This is a genomic window from Streptosporangium sp. NPDC002721 (assembly GCF_042888905.1).
Lineage (GTDB): Bacteria > Actinomycetota > Actinomycetes > Streptosporangiales > Streptosporangiaceae > Streptosporangium.
The window spans coordinates 168,199-183,288 of record NZ_JBIAQI010000023.1 but is presented as its reverse complement, the minus strand read 5'-3'; the positions used below and the strand labels follow the sequence as shown (position 1 = coordinate 183,288).

At 72.5% G+C, this 15,090-nt stretch carries 14 protein-coding genes; 8 read left to right on the top strand and 6 right to left on the bottom strand.

What is annotated here, in order from left to right; translation table 11 throughout:
• The first annotated feature begins 240 nt into the window (after positions 1-240).
• From ACFYWM_RS30920 to ACFYWM_RS30895, 6 genes are all read left to right on the top strand, one after another.
• Positions 241-1,272, top strand: a complete 1,032-nt coding sequence (locus ACFYWM_RS30920; RefSeq protein ID WP_389920706.1) for a LacI family DNA-binding transcriptional regulator — start codon at positions 241-243, stop codon at positions 1,270-1,272.
• 321 nt (positions 1,273-1,593) lie between these two features.
• A complete protein-coding gene (locus ACFYWM_RS30915) occupies positions 1,594-3,009 on the top strand; it encodes a glycoside hydrolase family 43 protein (RefSeq protein ID WP_389920703.1) in 1,416 nt (471 codons plus the stop codon).
• Positions 3,010-3,156: 147 nt separating this feature from the next.
• Positions 3,157-4,425, top strand: a complete 1,269-nt coding sequence (locus ACFYWM_RS30910; RefSeq protein ID WP_389920700.1) for a hypothetical protein — start codon at positions 3,157-3,159, stop codon at positions 4,423-4,425.
• Positions 4,426-4,760: 335 nt separating this feature from the next.
• Positions 4,761-7,082 carry a xanthine dehydrogenase family protein molybdopterin-binding subunit gene (locus tag ACFYWM_RS30905; protein WP_389920697.1) on the top strand — a complete coding sequence of 774 codons (2,322 nt, stop codon included), beginning with the start codon at positions 4,761-4,763 and terminating at the stop codon, positions 7,080-7,082.
• A complete protein-coding gene (locus ACFYWM_RS30900; RefSeq protein ID WP_389920694.1) occupies positions 7,079-8,005 on the top strand; it encodes an FAD binding domain-containing protein in 927 nt (308 codons plus the stop codon). The genes ACFYWM_RS30905 and ACFYWM_RS30900 overlap by 4 nt, the downstream gene beginning before the upstream one ends.
• A gap of 85 nt (positions 8,006-8,090) precedes the next feature.
• Complete coding sequence (locus ACFYWM_RS30895; RefSeq protein WP_389920692.1) at positions 8,091-8,573, top strand: (2Fe-2S)-binding protein; 483 nt, start codon at positions 8,091-8,093, stop codon at positions 8,571-8,573.
• Between the two features lie 94 nt (positions 8,574-8,667).
• Here ACFYWM_RS30895 and ACFYWM_RS30890 read toward each other — a convergent pair whose 3' ends face one another.
• Positions 8,668-8,862: a ferredoxin gene (locus ACFYWM_RS30890; protein WP_389920689.1), complete on the bottom strand. Its 195-nt coding sequence runs from the start codon at positions 8,860-8,862 to the stop codon at positions 8,668-8,670.
• Positions 8,863-8,902: 40 nt separating this feature from the next.
• A complete protein-coding gene (locus tag ACFYWM_RS30885) occupies positions 8,903-10,114 on the bottom strand; it encodes a cytochrome P450 (protein ID WP_389920686.1) in 1,212 nt (403 codons plus the stop codon).
• A gap of 200 nt (positions 10,115-10,314) precedes the next feature.
• Between ACFYWM_RS30885 and ACFYWM_RS30880 the strand changes: the two genes are divergently transcribed.
• Positions 10,315-10,950 (top strand): TetR/AcrR family transcriptional regulator, encoded by a 636-nt coding sequence (locus ACFYWM_RS30880; protein ID WP_389920683.1) that lies wholly within the window; start codon positions 10,315-10,317, stop codon positions 10,948-10,950.
• A gap of 33 nt (positions 10,951-10,983) precedes the next feature.
• Here ACFYWM_RS30880 and ACFYWM_RS30875 read toward each other — a convergent pair whose 3' ends face one another.
• Positions 10,984-11,940, bottom strand: a complete 957-nt coding sequence (locus ACFYWM_RS30875; RefSeq protein ID WP_389920681.1) for a ThuA domain-containing protein — start codon at positions 11,938-11,940, stop codon at positions 10,984-10,986.
• 119 nt (positions 11,941-12,059) lie between these two features.
• Between ACFYWM_RS30875 and ACFYWM_RS30870 the strand changes: the two genes are divergently transcribed.
• Positions 12,060-12,326 (top strand): pentapeptide repeat-containing protein, encoded by a 267-nt coding sequence (locus tag ACFYWM_RS30870; RefSeq protein WP_389920717.1) that lies wholly within the window; start codon positions 12,060-12,062, stop codon positions 12,324-12,326.
• On the opposite strand, the gene ACFYWM_RS30865 is transcribed toward ACFYWM_RS30870, so the two are convergent.
• Genes ACFYWM_RS30865 through ACFYWM_RS30855 form a run of 3 tightly spaced genes read right to left on the bottom strand, consistent with a single transcriptional unit; the run spans position 12,313 to position 15,008 of the window.
• Positions 12,313-13,068, bottom strand: coding sequence for a citryl-CoA lyase (locus ACFYWM_RS30865; RefSeq protein WP_389920678.1), 756 nt, complete (start codon positions 13,066-13,068; stop codon positions 12,313-12,315). The genes ACFYWM_RS30870 and ACFYWM_RS30865 overlap by 14 nt on opposite strands.
• Positions 13,065-14,222, bottom strand: a complete 1,158-nt coding sequence (locus ACFYWM_RS30860) for a CaiB/BaiF CoA transferase family protein (RefSeq protein ID WP_389920675.1) — start codon at positions 14,220-14,222, stop codon at positions 13,065-13,067. Before ACFYWM_RS30860 ends, ACFYWM_RS30865 begins: the two co-directional genes overlap by 4 nt.
• Before the next feature lie 15 nt (positions 14,223-14,237).
• Positions 14,238-15,008, bottom strand: coding sequence for an IclR family transcriptional regulator (locus ACFYWM_RS30855; protein ID WP_389920672.1), 771 nt, complete (start codon positions 15,006-15,008; stop codon positions 14,238-14,240).
• Positions 15,009-15,090: the final 82 nt, after the last annotated feature.

Here is a 15,090-nt window from a genome sequence, read left to right as displayed (position 1 = left end):
CTTCCCCAACCTCTCCACCACCCGCCTGCGCGTCCTGCTCACCGCCACCGGAACCAGCTCCGTCGGCCTCCTCGAAGTCAAGGCCTACGGAAGCTGACCCGCCCCCGTGGGGGCGTGCCGGGACGGCGCGCCCCCACGGTCCACGCGAGGAGGGGGCCGGCACGGCACACCCCTCCCCCTGCCGCGCCGGTCTCCCGCTCCGGGTGCCGGCGCGGCCGACGACACGACGGGAGGGACCGCATGGCGCCGTACCAGGGCCGGACACGGGTCAGGTCGGCGGTGCTGCGTGACGTGGCGGCGCTGGCCGGGGTGTCGGCCATGACGGTGTCGCGTACGCTCAACGCCCCCGAGCGGGTGCGCCCGGACACCCGGGCGCGGGTCCTGGCGGCGGTGGAGCGGCTCGGCTACCGGCCCAACCAGGCCGCCCGCCGGCTCGCCACCGGCCGTTCGGGCGTGCTGGGGGTGGTGGGCCTCGACCTCACCCTGCACGGCCCGGCCGCCACGCTGTACGCCATCGAGCGGGCCGCCAGGCGGCACGGCTACGCGATCAGCATCGCCTGCCTCGACTCGGCCGACCTCGGCTCGATCGGCGAGGGGGTGCGCAGGCTGCGCGCCCAGGAGGTCGACGGCGTCGTCGTCGTGGTGCCGCACGAGGCGTCCGCCGCTGGCGTGCGCGACCTGCCCCCCGGCCTCCCCCTGGTCGCGGTGGACGCGGGAACGGGCATGTCCGTCCCGGTGGTCATGACCGACCACGCCGGCGGCGCGGCCACGGCCACCGGGCACCTGCTGGACCTGGGCCACGAGACGGTGTGGCACATCTCGGGACCGGCCGGCTGGACGGCGACGCGGGAGCGCGTCCTGGGGTGGCGTTCGGCGCTGGAGGCCGCGGGACGGCCGGTGCCCGGCGTGCTGTCCGGCGACTGGGGCTCGCGGTCCGGCCACCGGCTGGGCAGGCGCCTGGCGGAGTGCCCGGAGGTCACGGCGATCTTCGTGGCGAACGACCAGATGGCCCTGGGGGTGCTGCGCGCGCTGCGTGAGGCGGGGCGGCGCGTCCCGGAGGACGTGAGCGTGGTCGGCTTCGACGACGTCCCCGAGATCGGCTACCTGCGGCCGTCGCTGACCACGGTCCGCCAGGACTTCCGCGCCCTCGGCGACCACGCCTTCCGCCTGCTGCTGCGGCGGATGGAGGGGGACGCCGGGAGAACGGTCGAGGTCATCGGAACGGAACTGGTCGTCAGGGAGAGCACCGGGAGGGCGCCCCGAGCTTTTTGAAAGATCGCAGAATGATCGAAGAATGACAGTGAAACGGTCCATCCGGCATTTATGAAAATGTATTTTTCAGCCGGTGTACCGCCGTCTTCGACGCGCCTTCTTCGCCGCCCCACCGGCCTGTACGGAACCCGCGAAACCCTCACAGGACTCGTGCGGAACGAGTCAGGCGGGGACTTGACAGCTTTTGCGTTGTGGAAAACACTCGGGAAAACCCGATTGGGACGCACCGCCTACGAAAGGGCTTCGAGGCGCGTTTCACAAAAAATTATGTTAGCGCAAACAATGTAGCGCGAAACTCTCCCGACCCCCCAGGAGCGCCACATGAGACGACGATGGACCGCCATCCTCGCCGCGATCGTCGCGATCGCACTCGTCCCCTCCACCACCGTGCCCGCCAGGGCCGCGACCCCGATCACGACCGCGATCTACACGGCCGACCCCGCCGCGCTGGTCGTGGGGAACACCCTCTACCTCTACACCGGCCATGACGAGGCCCCGGCCGGAGGCACCAACTTCGTCATGCGCGACTGGCACGTCTACACCTCCACCGACGCCTCCACCTTCACCGACCAGGGGGCGAAGCTGTCGCTCTCGAACTTCCCGTGGGCCGGCGGGGACGCCTGGGCGAGCGAGGTCGAACCGCGCAACGGCAAGTACTACTGGTACACCTCGATCAACGGCAACGGCCCGGGGTGGATGAACATCGGCGTCGCGGTCGGCGACTCCCCGCTCGGCCCGTTCACCGACGCCAAGGGCGGGCCGCTGATCAGCGACAGCACCCCGAACTCCTCGCCGCTCAACATCGACCCGACCGTCTTCACCGACGACGACGGCCAGGCGTACATCTACTGGGGCTCCTACTACGGCCTCCGCGCGGCCAAGCTCAGGCCCGACATGATCAACCTGGACGGCCCGGTCGTCACGCCCTCGGGGGTGAGCAACTTCTGGGAGGCCCCCTGGATGTTCAAGCGCAACGGCACCTACTATCTCGCCTACGCCGCCAACGACTCCGGGTGCTCCCAGCCCGGCTACGCCTGCGTCCGCTACGCCACGGCGAGCAACCCGATGGGGCCGTGGACCCAGCGCGGCGTCGTGCTCGACCAGGTCACCTCGACCACCAACCACCCGGCGATCATCGAGTTCAACGGCCAGTGGTACATGGTCTACCACAACGCGGGAGCCCCGGGCGGCGGCAACTTCCGCCGCTCGGTCACCCTGGACAAGCTGTACTGGAACGCCGACGGCACCATGCAGAAGGTCGCGCAGACCACGACGCCGATCGGCGGCGGGGGCGGCGGCCAGCCTCCGGCCGGGACCAACCACGCGCTCACGGCGACCGCCTCCACCTCCTACGTCTCCCCGTGGGAGACACTCGGCGCGATCAAGGACGGGTTCGTCCCTTCCAGCTCGGCCGACCACAGCCACGGCGCCTACGGCAACTGGAACCGCCAGGGCACCGAGTGGATCGAGTACCAGTGGCCGAGCGCGCGCAACCTCAGCAAGGTCGCGACCTACTGGTTCGACGACGACCAAGGGATCGACCTGCCCGCCTCCTGCCAGGTCCAGTACTGGAACGGCAGCGCCTACGTGAACGTGCCCGGCCAGTCCGCCTGCGGCGTCGGGGCGAACACCTACAACATCACCACCTTCAACCAGATCTCCACGACGCGGCTGCGGCTGAACATCACCTCCAGGACGGGCTACTCCACCGGCGTCCTGGAATGGATGGCGCTCTAGAGCCGCCCCCGCCCCTGAAAAACACCACGTCTTCAGTACCACGTCGAGGCCCGCCGACCTGACCGGCGGGTGACCGGGGCCCGGGGGCCGCCGCGCGGCCCCCGGTCACCCCGGCGACGCGACAACGACGACACACGGAGGTTCCCGATGAAACGATGGTGGGCGGCAGCGGTTCCCGCCCTGGTGCTCGGCCTGATCCTCTCCCCCGGCGGCACGATGCCCGCGGCCGCGGCCGCGGACCCCAACCTGGCGACCTCGGCGACCGCGTCGGCGTCCTACACCTCCCCCTGGGAGAGCGTCGCGGCGGTCAACGACGGGATCGACCCGCCCTCGTCCAACGACACCGTCAACCGGCGCTGGGGCACCTGGCCCAACACCGGCGAGCAGTGGGCGCTGCTCACCTGGTCCTCCGCCCGGACGCTGACCTCGGCCGACGTCTACTTCTTCGACGACAACGGCGGCGTGCGCCTCCCGGCGTCATGGAGGCTGCAGTCCTGGAACGGCAGCGCCTACGTCGACCTGGCCGGGGCGAGCGCCTACAACCGGGCGCTCAACCAGTACAACCACGTCACCTTCACCACCGTCACCACGACCAGGCTGCGGGTGCTGCTCACCGGCACCTCCTCGGTCGGCCTGCTGGAGGTCAGGGCCAACGGCACCGTGCCCGGCGGCGGCACGGGATGGAACCCGCCCTCGAACCTGGTCACCCCGCTCAACCAGGTGTGGCAGCACTACGAGAGCACCTACCCGCAGCTGAACACCTTCAGGAACTACGGCTGGGACCAGGTGATGGCCAACGGCGGCAGCCTCAACTTCTGCGTGCGCTGGGAGTCGAGCGCGCCGGTCTCCGCCGCGCTGCGCGACCGGATCCACGCCTCCCTGGCCCGCCAGGTCAAGAAGTGGACCGACCTGATGGTCGGTCACAACGGCTGGCCGTACACGAGCGTGCCCGTCAAGGTCGTCGGGTGGGCCGTGCGCGACCGCGCCACGCTGCAGTGGAACGACAACTCCGTCGACATCTACGTCAACAACATCCGCGAGGGCGCCCCGCAGTGCGCCGAGCCGTGCGGGCGCTTCTTCAACCAGAACGGCCAGTACCCGAACTGCCCGGGTGGCGCGGCGCGCCACTACGACATGTCCCTGTGGCTCACCGCCGGGATGGGCGGCGGCGCGGGCGGTGACTGGGGCCAGCGCATCGGCAGCGAGTACTTCGTCGGCGCGCTCGACTCCGACAACATCCACATCCTGCTGCACGAGATCGGGCACAGCTTCGGGCTGGACGACTTCTACGACTGGACGCCCTCCGGGGTCGGCGGTTTCCTCATGAAGGCCGGCAGCGCGAGCCAGATCACCGACTTCGACGCCTGGATGTTCCGCGACTGGTGGCGCCACCTCAAGAGCCGCTACGGTTACTGACCCTCCCGACCGGTGAACCGAGGGGGAGCCGTGGCATCCGGCTCCCCCTCCCACCGTTTCTCCCGTCGTCTCGCGGAAGCGGTCGGCTCGCGGAAGTAGCCGGCTCGCGGAAGCGGTCGGCGAAATCCCGGCCATTCGAGGCTTGGGGAAAATCATCCCAAAATTGCCTTCAAGGCCCCCAAAATCCTACTAAATCCGCATGTAGCGTTGATTAAGCGCATCTTATTCGTGCACCGCCGCACGGCGGTCGACCGGCGAATGTCCGTCGCCCCCTACGCACACCACCGAGAACTGACCGGACCATGCGATGACATGCGCGGCGCGGAGGTTTGGTCGTGGAGCAATGGTCAAGGCGTGAAGACGAGCGGCTGCTCACCGGCGGGGGCCGCTACGTCGCCGACATGGACGTGCCCGGCTGCCTGGACGCCGTTTTCGTGCGGAGCGACGTCGCCCACGGCATCCTGCGCGAGGTGGACTGCTCGGCCGCGTACGAGGTGCCGGGGGTGGTGGGGGTCTGGTCCGCCGCGCACCTCTCCGAGCTGCCGCCGTGCGCGCGGTCGGCAGCCACGTTGCAGGACCTGCCCCCGGTCCCGTACGTGCTGCTCGCCCAGCTGTCCTCGGAGGAGGCCGTGGCCGGCCGGGAGTGGCCGGTGCTGGTGAAGGACCGGGTGCGCTACCCGGGCGAGGCGCTCGCGGTGGTGCTGGGCGAGGACCGCTACCGGGCCGAGGACGGCGCCGCCGAGGTCACCTTCCGGATCGACCCGCTGCCCGCGGTGGTGACGCCGTCCGCCGCCGCGGACGACTCCGTCCGCCTGTTCGACGGCCTGAGCAACGTCGCCCTGCGGGGGGAGGCAGGGAAACCGATCGAGGAGTCGGTGTGGCGGGAGGCGGCGGTCGTGGTGGAGGGCCGCTACCGCCAGCAGCTGCTGATGCCCACCCCCATGGAGTGCAGGACGATCCTCGCCGTACCCGAGGGAGACTCGCTGACGGTGTGGTCGGGCCACCAGATGCCGCACCGGCTGCGCCGGGAGCTGGCCGCGCTGCTGGGCGGGCGGGTCGGGCGGGTGCGCGTGGTGGTGCCGGACACCGGGGGCGCCTTCGGGTCCAAGAGCGCGACGTTCCCGGAGTTCGTCGCGGTCGCCTTCCTGGCGGTGAAGCTCGGACGCCCCGTCCGGTGGATCGAGGACAGGCTGGAGTCCATGCTGGTCGCCACCCGGGGCCGGGGCCAGGACCAGCGGGTCCGGCTCGCCGCCGACGCCGACGGGCGCCTGCTGGCGTACGAGCTGAACATCGACGCCGACATCGGCGCCTACCCCCACCTCGGGGTCGGGCTGCCCATGCAGACCGCCTGGATGGCGACCGGTCCGTACGCCACCCCTCAGGTGCACGCCACCGTCCGCTCGGTGCTCACCAACACCATGGTGACCTACCCCTACCGGGGCGCGGGGCGTCCCGAGGCGGCGATCGCGCTGGAGCGGTCGATGGACGCGCTCGCCCGCCGGCTGGGAATGGACCCGGCCGAGCTGCGGCGGCGCAACCTCGTCCCGCCCGAGGACTTCCCGTACGAGACGCCCACCGGGCGGCGCTACGACAGCGGGAACTACGCCGCCGCGCTCGACCTGGCGCTGGAGACCCTCGGCTACGACGGGTGGCGGGCCGAGCGGGACCGGCGCCGGACGGACCCGGACGCCCTCCCCCTGGGGATCGGCCTGTCCTGCTACGTGGAACGCTCCGGCGGCGAACCCGGCGGGCTGCACGAGTTCGGCGGCGTCGAGGCGCACGAGGACGGCACGCTCACCGCCCGCTGCGGCACGGCCTCCAGCGGCCAGGGCCACGAGACGGTCTTCCCCAGGCTCGTCGCCGAGGTCCTCGGCGTGGACGCGGCACGCGTCCGGCTGGTCGAGGGCGACACCGGCGAGCAGCCGGAGGGGGTGGGCTCCTTCGCCAGCCGGTCGGCGCAGGTGGCCGGATCGGCGCTGCGGCACGCCGCCGCGCTGCTCGTCGAGGAGGCGCGGGCACGGGCGGCGGCGCTGTGGGAGGTACCGAAGGAGGAGGTGACCTGGTCCTGCGGCACCGCACACACCGTCAGCGGCGGCCCGGTGGCCGTGAACCTGGCCGAGCTGGTGAGGACGACCGGGCCGATGCGGGTGGACGACCGGTTCGAGGCGGGCATGGCGTTCCCGTTCGGCACCCACGCGGCGGTGGTGGAGGTCGATCCGGAGCTGGGCGTCGTGCGCGTGCTGCGGCTGGTGGCGGTGGACGACTGCGGGGTGGTCCTCGACCCGGCCATGGTGCGCGGGCAGGCCCTCGGGTCGGCCGTGCAGGGCATCGGCCAGGCGCTGTACGAGGGCATCCCCTTCGACGAGAACGGGGTGCCCCTGCTGGCCGGCGCACTGCTGGACTACCTGCTGCCGACCTTCGCCGAGGTCCCGCCGATCGAGATCGGGGACACCCGCACGCCGAGCCCCGGCACGCCGCTGGGCGCCAAGGGGGCGGGAGAGTCGGGCTGCATCGGCACCCCGGCCGCGATCGTCAACGCGGTGGCCGACGCGCTGCGGGTGGCCGACCTCGACCTGCTGCAGATGCCGCTCACCCCGGACGTGGTGTGGCGGGCGGCCCGCGCCCCGAAGTTCGGTGAGCCGGAGGGGGTCCGGTGAAGCCCGCCGCCTTCGAGTACGTCGTACCGCGCACGGTGCGCGAGGCCGTCGACGCGCTCGGCTCCAGGCCGGGTGCCCGGATCCTCGCCGGTGGCCAGAGCCTCCTCCTGGAGATGCGCCTGCAGCGCGTCCGCCCGGAGCTGGTGGTCGACATCAACCGCGTTACCGGGCTCGACCACCTGAGCGCCGGCGACGGCACGTTGCGGGTCGGCGCGCTGGTCCGCCACGCCGCCTTCGAGCCGGAGGGAGCCGTGCCGGGACCGCTCGGCACGCTGTTCTCCCGCGCCGTGGTCAACGTCGCCCACCCGCCCATCCGCTCCCGGGGCACCCTGGTGGGCAGCCTCGCCTGGGCGCACCCGGCCGCGGAGTGGTGCGCCCTCGCCCTCGCCCTGGACGCCGTCATCGAGGTGCACGGCTCCGGCGGCCCGCGCGAGATCGCGGCTCGCGACTACTTCCTCGGGCCGTTCCTGACCGCGCGCGCGCCGGACGAGCTCATCACCGCCGTACGGTTCCCGCTGCTCGCCGACGGCACCGGCGTCGGCTTCGTCGAACACCGGCGCACGCACTTCTGCTTCGCCCAGGTGGCCGTGGCCGCGACGCTCACCGCGCCCGACGGGGTGGTCACCGAGGCGAGGATCGGGCTCGTCAACTGCGCCGACCGGCCGGTGCGGGCCCGCGCCGCCGAGCGGGAGCTGCTCGGCGCCGAGATCACGCCCCCGGCCGGACGCCGGGTGCCCGGCGACCACCCGTTCGCCCGCGCGGGCCGCGCCGCCGCCGAACGGGACGCCGCGCCGCTGCCCGAGCCGTACGCCGACGTGGAGTACCGGCGCCAGGTCGTCGCCGTCCTGGTCGCCAGGACCCTGTGCGAGGCGGCGGGGGACCGGCGCTCGCAGGCTGGTACGCGAGAGGGAGGCCACCCATGAGGATCACCGTCACGGTGAACGGCGGGGAACGCGCGCTCGGCAGGGAGCGCCGGTCGCGGGCCGGCACCCCGGAGGGAGGCCACCCATGAGGATCACCGTCACGGTGAACGGCGAGGAGCGCGAGCTCGACGTGGAGCCCCGGCGTGTCCTGGCCGACGTGCTGCGTGAGGACTGCCGGCTCACGGGCACGCACCTGGGCTGCGAGCACGGCGTCTGCGGGGCCTGCACGGTGCTGGTCGACGGCGTGGCCGTCCGGTCGTGCCTGATGCTGGCAGTGCAGTGCGACGGCGGCTCGGTGCGTACCGTCGAGGGGCTGTCCGGCCCCGGCGGCGAGCCCCATCCGCTGCAGCGGGCCTTCTCCGCCGAGCACGCCCTGCAGTGCGGCTTCTGCACGCCGGGCTTCCTGATGGTGGCCGCCGGGGCGCTGGAGGCCGACCCCGCCGCCGGACGCGACCCGGAGCGCGTCGCCGCCCTGGCCGAGTCCAACCTCTGCCGGTGCACCGGCTACGAGCCCATCCGGCGCGCGATCGCGCGCGCCGCGGGCGAGTGGCCGCGCCCCTCGTCCTGAGCGGCCCCCGCCCTGAGCGGCCCCGCCCTGATCGGCCCCGCCCTGATCGGTTCCCGCCCGGCGACCGGCAGAGGCGTGCGGGCGCCGCCCGGGTCTACTCGCTCAGCGCGATGGCGGCGGCGGGGCAGACGGCGGCGGCCTCGCGGACCAGGGCGTGCTGGTCCGCGCCGGGCTCGGGTTCGAGCAGGAGGACGATGCCGTCGGCGTCGCGCTGGTCGAACACCTCCGGCGCGATCAGCACGCACTGGCCGGCGCCGCAGCACCTGTCCTCGTCCACGGTGACCTTCATACCGTTCTCCTCTCTGTCGTCCGGGAGCGGCGGTGCCGGGTCACCAGCGGACCGGGACCGTGCGCAGGCCGCCGACGGCGAGCCCCTCCACCCGCTCCAGCTCCTCCTCCGGGACGGCCAGCTCCAGGGTCGGAAGCCTGCGCAGCAGCACCTCGAGCACGACCTGCAGCTCGGTGCGCGCCAGTGACTGGCCCAGGCAGGAGTGGGCGCCCGAGCCGAACGCCAGGTGCGGGTTCGGGCTGCGGCTCAGGTCCATCTCGGCGGCGGCCTCGAAGGCGCTCTCGTCCCGGTTGGCCGCGGCCATGCTGCACACCACGGTGGTGCCGCGGGGCAGGACCGTGCCGCTCACCTCGGTCTCCTCGGGCAGGTAGCGCGGCAGGCCGAAACCCGCGTTGGCGTCGAGCCGAAGCGTCTCCTCCACCGCCGTACGCACCAGCGACGGATCGGCGAGCAGCCGCTCCCACCTGCTCCGGTCGGCCAGCAGCATGGAGACCATCTTGCCGATCATGTTGGCGGTGGTCTCGTGCCCGGCGACCAGCAGGCCCATGCCGGTGACCAGGATCTGGATGTCGGACAGCCCGCCGTCCTCGGGGCCGCCGGCCGCGATCAGCGCGCTCAGCAGGTCCTCGCCCGGCTCGGCGCGCTTGGCGGTGACGTGCTCGGACATGTACTGGAAGAACTCCGCCTGGGCGGCCTCGGTCTCGGCCTTGCTGTAACGGGTGAGGTTGAGCAGGGTGTCGGACCAGTACGAGAAGCGGTCGCGGTCGGCGGCCGGCACGCCGAGCATGTCGCAGATGACGTACACCGGCAGCGGGAAGCCCAGGCTCGCCCTGAGGTCGCCCGGGGCGCCGCGCTTGACCATGTCGTCGATGAGTTCCTCGGTCATCCGGGCCATGGAGGGCCGCATGGCGGCCATCCGCTTGGCGGTGAACCACTTTCCGACCAGGCGCCGCCAGTGCTGGTGCTCCTCGCCCTTGTCGGGGATGATCTGCGCCATCTCGCTGCTGAAGACCCCGTCCCCCTCCGCCGACAGCCGCGCGGCGTCGGGGGCGGTGAGCTGGCGGGTGAAGCGCGGGTCGGCGAGCACCTGCTTGACGTCCGCGTAACGGGTCAGCAGCCTCGCCCGGTCGCCGCTGGGCAGCTCCACGTGCGCCACCGGGCACGTGCCGCGCAGCTCGGCCCACTCGGCGGGCGGCTCCAGCGCCTTGTCGTTGGGGATCGGGTAGCGCAGGACCTGCTCGTTGGCACTCATGCGTCATCTCCTTGCGAACGGGTGGATCGGGCGGGCTGTCTCGGCCGCGCGCGAGGCCGGGGGCGTGCGTGAAGCGGGCGCGGCGGCCCGGCCCGCACGTGTCCGCATGCGACAGGGTCCTTTCGGTCGTCCTGCCTCGTCACGTTACCCTACACATGTCGGGAAACCTACACGTGTAGTTTGACGGTAAAGTGAAGAATGTGGCCCCGACCAAGAGCAGTGACACCCCCTCCGGCGACCGGCGCGTGCGCCGCACCCACACGGCCCTGGCACGCGCGCTGATCCAGCTCGTCGAGGAACGCGACCTGTCCCGGATCACCGTCGCCGACGTCGCCGGATCCGCCGGGGTGAGCCGCTCGACCTTCTACGACCACTACCGCGACGTGCACGAGCTCGCCGAGGTGGCCTGCACCGCGATGATCGACGGACTGATCGAGTCCCTGCCCGGTCCCGGCCCGGAGGCGGCGGACCCCGCGCCCGAGGCGACCCAGTCGCTGGAGGCGTTCTTCGCCAGCCTCGCCGAGCACGCCGGGCTCTACCGCACCCTGCTGGGGCCGCAGGGCAGCGCGCGCGTCGTCGACCACATCCGCCGCCGTATCGCCGCGACCGTCCACGACCGCCTCCGCCAACTCGCCGCCGGGGACCTGGCGGGATATCCGAGCCCGCCCTCGGACATCCCGCACGACGTCCCGGCCGCGTTCACCGCCGGGGCGCTCATCGGCGTGGCCGCCGACTGGCTCCAGCGCGGATGCCCGCGCCCCCCGGCGGAGATGGCCGCCCTCACCTGGCCGCTCTTCAGCGCGCTCTACCGCACCGAGGCCGTCACCCCCGCCTGAGGCCGTACGGCCGGAGGCGGCCGGGTTCCGGGGTCAGCGGCAGAACGGCTCCATGCCCAGTACCGACTTCACCCCGCCGAGCAGGTGCTGGACGAAGTACCGGTCGCCCTCCATCGGCTCGTCGGTCCATGCCCTGACGTCGTGGCCGAGGGTCGTGAGCCAGGCCTTGCCGCCGTCGTAGTACTGGCACCAGCTGACCGGGTGGTCGTCCCCGTGGCCGGGGTGACCGAGGCCGCCGCGTACCCCCCGGGCGAGGGTGCTCTCGTCCACCTTGGCCAGTACCCTGACCCGCGTCGGGAACGGCACGAGGTTGTACCACTCGTCGGAGAAGGCCCAGCGCCTCGGCAGCCCCTGGGTGGAGACATCCCTCCTGCCGACGGTCTCGACGACTCCCGGCTGGTTGGCGCTGTGGTCGTAGAAGTTGGCGTTGCCGAGCAGGCCCTCGTACCAGGGCCAGTTGTACTCGGTGCCGAAGGCGTTGTGGACGCCGACGAAGCCGCCACCGGCGCGGACGTACTGCCGCAGGGCGGTCTGCGCGGCGTCGTCGAGGGTGTCGCGCGTGGTGCTGAGGAACATCACGGCGTTGTACGACAGCAGCCTGCCCGCCGAGGACAGTTGGGTGACGTCCTCGGTGTAGTCGACGGCGAACCCGTTCTGCTCCCCCAGCTCGACCACGGCCTTGACCGCGACGTTGTCGTCCTTGAGCGGCGGGTTCAGGCCGGGGCCGAGGGGGGTTCCCAGATGGGCGTGGCGAGGGCCGGCGGTGCGGCTGTAGACGAGCAGGCGGTAGCCCTCGGCGGGGTCGAAGTTGCCCCAGTCGTGGTAGCAGCGGGGGTCGGTGCCCCGGCAGACGCCGTAGTCGGGGTCGCCGAGGTTCTCGGCCCCCTTGCCGTGGCCGGGTGAGGCCGCGGAGCCCGGGGAGGTGAGGGTGAGCAGGAGTGCGGCCGCACCGGCGGCGGCGATGGACAGGGACGAACGCCTGACGCGCATGAGCACCTCACGTGCTTCGGTCCGCTAGATGGACCACTTGGTCCATTGAGAGGTCTTGAGCGTATCCAGCGCCGTCTTCCTAAAACAAGTTCTTGCTTCACCGCCGCGTCCGGCCTATCGTGCGTCCGACCCCTGGATCCAACGATCCGTCTGATGGACCACCAGGGGATGGCCTCGGCCGGACGCACGGCTTTCCGACCGGCACGGTTTTTTCACAGACGCGGCTCTCACAGACGCGGCTCTCACAGACGCGGCTCTCACAGACGCGGCTCTCACAGACGCGGCTCTCACAGACGCGGCTCTCTCGTGAACGCGCGCGCCTTCCCGCCGCGGCGGGCGTGCCGCCGGGGCGAACCGTTGTGAGGGCGGTGGCTACCGCGCCCTGAGGTCGGTGGGCAGGATGGAGGGCGGGATGGGCCCCTTGTTGCGGCGGCCCTGGCCCGACTCCTCCCAGGCGTGCGCGAGGATGCCCACGCTGCGGCTCAGCACGAACAGGCCGCGGGCCAGCGGTGCGGGGAAGCCCAGCTCGGCGTAGATCACCGCGGTGGCGCCGTCGATGTTCATCGGCACCGGGCTGATCAGCTCCTCCACCCGCCGGGCCGCGCGCAGGTGGTCACCGGCCACCACCTCGCCGGCCACCGCCTCGTCCACCAGGGTGAGCAGCGGGTCGCGGCGCGGGTCGCGGGTGTGGAAGCGGTGCCCGAACCCGGGCAGATACTTGTCGCGGGCCCGCCAACGAGCCACCGTGGCGGCCGCGTCGCCGGAGCGCACGACCTCCTCCAGCATCTCCACGCACTGCTCCCCCGCGCCGCCGTGCACGTCGCCCAGCATGTTGACGCCGGTGGCGACGGCGTTGTTCAGCCCGACGCCGCAGGTGATCGCCATCCGGGCGGCGGCGATCGACGGGGCGTGCGGGCCGTGGTCGACCGAGGAGACCAGCGCCGCCTCCAGCAGCGCGGCCTGCCGCTCGTCCGGCAGCCGCCCGCGGAGCATGAGCCAGACGACCTCGGCGAAGCCGGCCCGCCCGATCAGCTCCTGCACCGGCCTGCCCTGCAGCTCGATGACGTCGGGCTCGATCCGGGAAACCGCCGTCCCCCACCAGTCGGCGGCGTCGCTCGCGCCACTCATGACACCACCCCGAACTCCGCGTTGTGCTGCCCGAGCAGCGGGGCCGGACGGCGCGGGCGCAGCGCGGCGCCGTCGACGAGGACGCCGTTGCCGGTGACCGTCACCCGGCGCCCGTCGCCGCCGGGGAACGGCAGCTCCGTCAGGAAGCCGCGCTCGCGGAGCTGGCCGAGCGCGAGCGCCTGGGCCACGGTGAGGACGCGGGCGGCCGGGACTCCCCCTCGCGAGAGGATCTCCTCCCACTCCAGCGCCGTCCTGGCCCGCAACGCCCGGTTGAGCTCGTGGTTCAGGGCCCGGCGGTGGGTCTTGCGCGCCTCCCTCGCGGCGAACCGGGGATCGGCGGGCAGGTCGGGCCGCCCGACGAGGCGGCACAGCGTCTCGAACTGGGCCTGCTGGTTGGCCGCGATGTTCAGCGGCCCGTCGGCGGTCTCGAAGGTGCCCGAGGGGGCGGCGGTGGCGTTCTGGTCGCCCATCGGCTCCGGCTCGACGCCGCTGACCAGGTAGTTGGAGGCCGTCCAGCCCATCGCGGAGATGGACGCCTCCAGCATCGACAGGTCCAGGAAGCAGCCGCTCCCGCCGCGTTCGCGCCCGGCGAGCGCGGCGGAGATGGACAGCGCGGCCATCAGCCCCCCGATCGAGTCGCAGATCGGGAAGCCGACGCGCAGCGGCACCGTCTCGGGGGTGCCGGTGACGCTCATCATGCCGGACAGCCCCTGGACGATCTGGTCGTAGGCGGGCGCCGCGCTCATCGGGCCGCTCTGCCCGAACCCGGAGATCGCGCAGTAGACCAGGCGGGGGTTGAGCTCCCGCAGCCGCTCCCAGCCGTAGCCGAGCCGGTCCAGGACCCCGGCCCTGAAGTTCTCCAGCAGGACGTCGGCGCCGGTCACCATGGCCTCGAACGCCTGCCTGCCCGCCGGGCTCTTCAGGTCGATCTCGACCGACTTCTTCCCGGCGTTCTGCGCCAGGAAGGAGGCGCCGAGCCCCTCCCGGTTGAGCTCGGGGTCCGGGCCGAGGCCGCGGGCGAGATCCCCGCCGCCGGGCATCTCGACCTTGACCACCTCCGCGCCGAACAGCATCAGCTGGTAGCTGCAGTACGGCCCGGACAGGACGTTGGTGAGGTCCACGACCTTGATGCCGTCCAGTGGCAACTGCTGCATGCACGCTCCATAGGGTCAGGTCAGGGGATGGTCGAAGCCGCGGTCCGACATGCGCTTGGCCGCCTCCCGCAGGTCCGCGGCGAACACCTGGACCCGCTCGTCGCCGAAGCGGACCGTCGGGCCGCTCAGCGAGAGCGCCGCCACGGTCGCGCCCGCCGCGCCCGTCACCGGGACGGCCACCGCCGACAGGCCCGGCTCGCGCTCGCCGTGACTGGCCGCGTAGCCGTCCCCGGCGGCCCCGGCGATCCACTCCCGCAGCGTCGTCAGGTGCTCCTCGCCGTGCGGCGAGGACTGGGAGACACGCGCCAGGAGCCGCGCCGGGGCGTCCCTGAGCAGGACCTTCGAGGCGGCTCCGGCCCACAGGGGCAGCTCGTCGCCGACCCGCACGACGTGGCGCAGCGGCTGCGGGCTCTCCTGCTGGGCGATGCAGATGCGGTGGACGTCGCGCAGGACGTAGAGGTTGACGGTCTCCCGGTGCCGCTCCCCCAGCTCGCGCATGAGCTGGACGGTCTCCGGGGGCAGCTCCCAGGCGTCACGCGCGAGGTGCGCCCAGCGCCACAGGGCAGGCCCGGCCGCGTAGCCCTTGCGGGTGGCCCACAGCAGCCCCATGTGCTCCAGGGTCTGCAGCAGGCGCAGCGCCGTCGTCTTGGCCAGCCCCGTCTCGTCGACGACCTCGCGGATCGTCAGCGTCCGGCGGTCGTCGGTGAGCAGGGACAGGATGTCGAACGCCCGCTGGACGCTGCGCACGCCGCCACCGCCGTCGCCGGAGACCGCCGGGTTGTTCATCGAAGGCACGGGTCCTCACTTGTGAGTCGAAGGTGAACCTTTTCCGCTCACTCTCGCATGCGGTCCGTACGCTAACACCAGT

Coding starts and splice junctions, on each gene's coding strand:
- ACFYWM_RS30855 (WP_389920672.1), bottom strand. CDS start 15,008: ATGAACAACCCGGCGGTCTCCGGCGACGGCGGTGGCGGCGTGCGCAGC.
- ACFYWM_RS30890 (WP_389920689.1), bottom strand. CDS start 8,862: ATGAAGGTCACCGTGGACGAGGACAGGTGCTGCGGCGCCGGCCAGTGC.
- ACFYWM_RS30915 (WP_389920703.1), top strand. CDS start 1,594: ATGAGACGACGATGGACCGCCATCCTCGCCGCGATCGTCGCGATCGCA.
- ACFYWM_RS30860 (WP_389920675.1), bottom strand. CDS start 14,222: ATGCAGCAGTTGCCACTGGACGGCATCAAGGTCGTGGACCTCACCAAC.
- ACFYWM_RS30920 (WP_389920706.1), top strand. CDS start 241: ATGGCGCCGTACCAGGGCCGGACACGGGTCAGGTCGGCGGTGCTGCGT.
- ACFYWM_RS30885 (WP_389920686.1), bottom strand. CDS start 10,114: ATGAGTGCCAACGAGCAGGTCCTGCGCTACCCGATCCCCAACGACAAG.
- ACFYWM_RS30895 (WP_389920692.1), top strand. CDS start 8,091: ATGAGGATCACCGTCACGGTGAACGGCGAGGAGCGCGAGCTCGACGTG.
- ACFYWM_RS30875 (WP_389920681.1), bottom strand. CDS start 11,940: ATGCGCGTCAGGCGTTCGTCCCTGTCCATCGCCGCCGCCGGTGCGGCC.
- ACFYWM_RS30865 (WP_389920678.1), bottom strand. CDS start 13,068: ATGAGTGGCGCGAGCGACGCCGCCGACTGGTGGGGGACGGCGGTTTCC.
- ACFYWM_RS30910 (WP_389920700.1), top strand. CDS start 3,157: ATGAAACGATGGTGGGCGGCAGCGGTTCCCGCCCTGGTGCTCGGCCTG.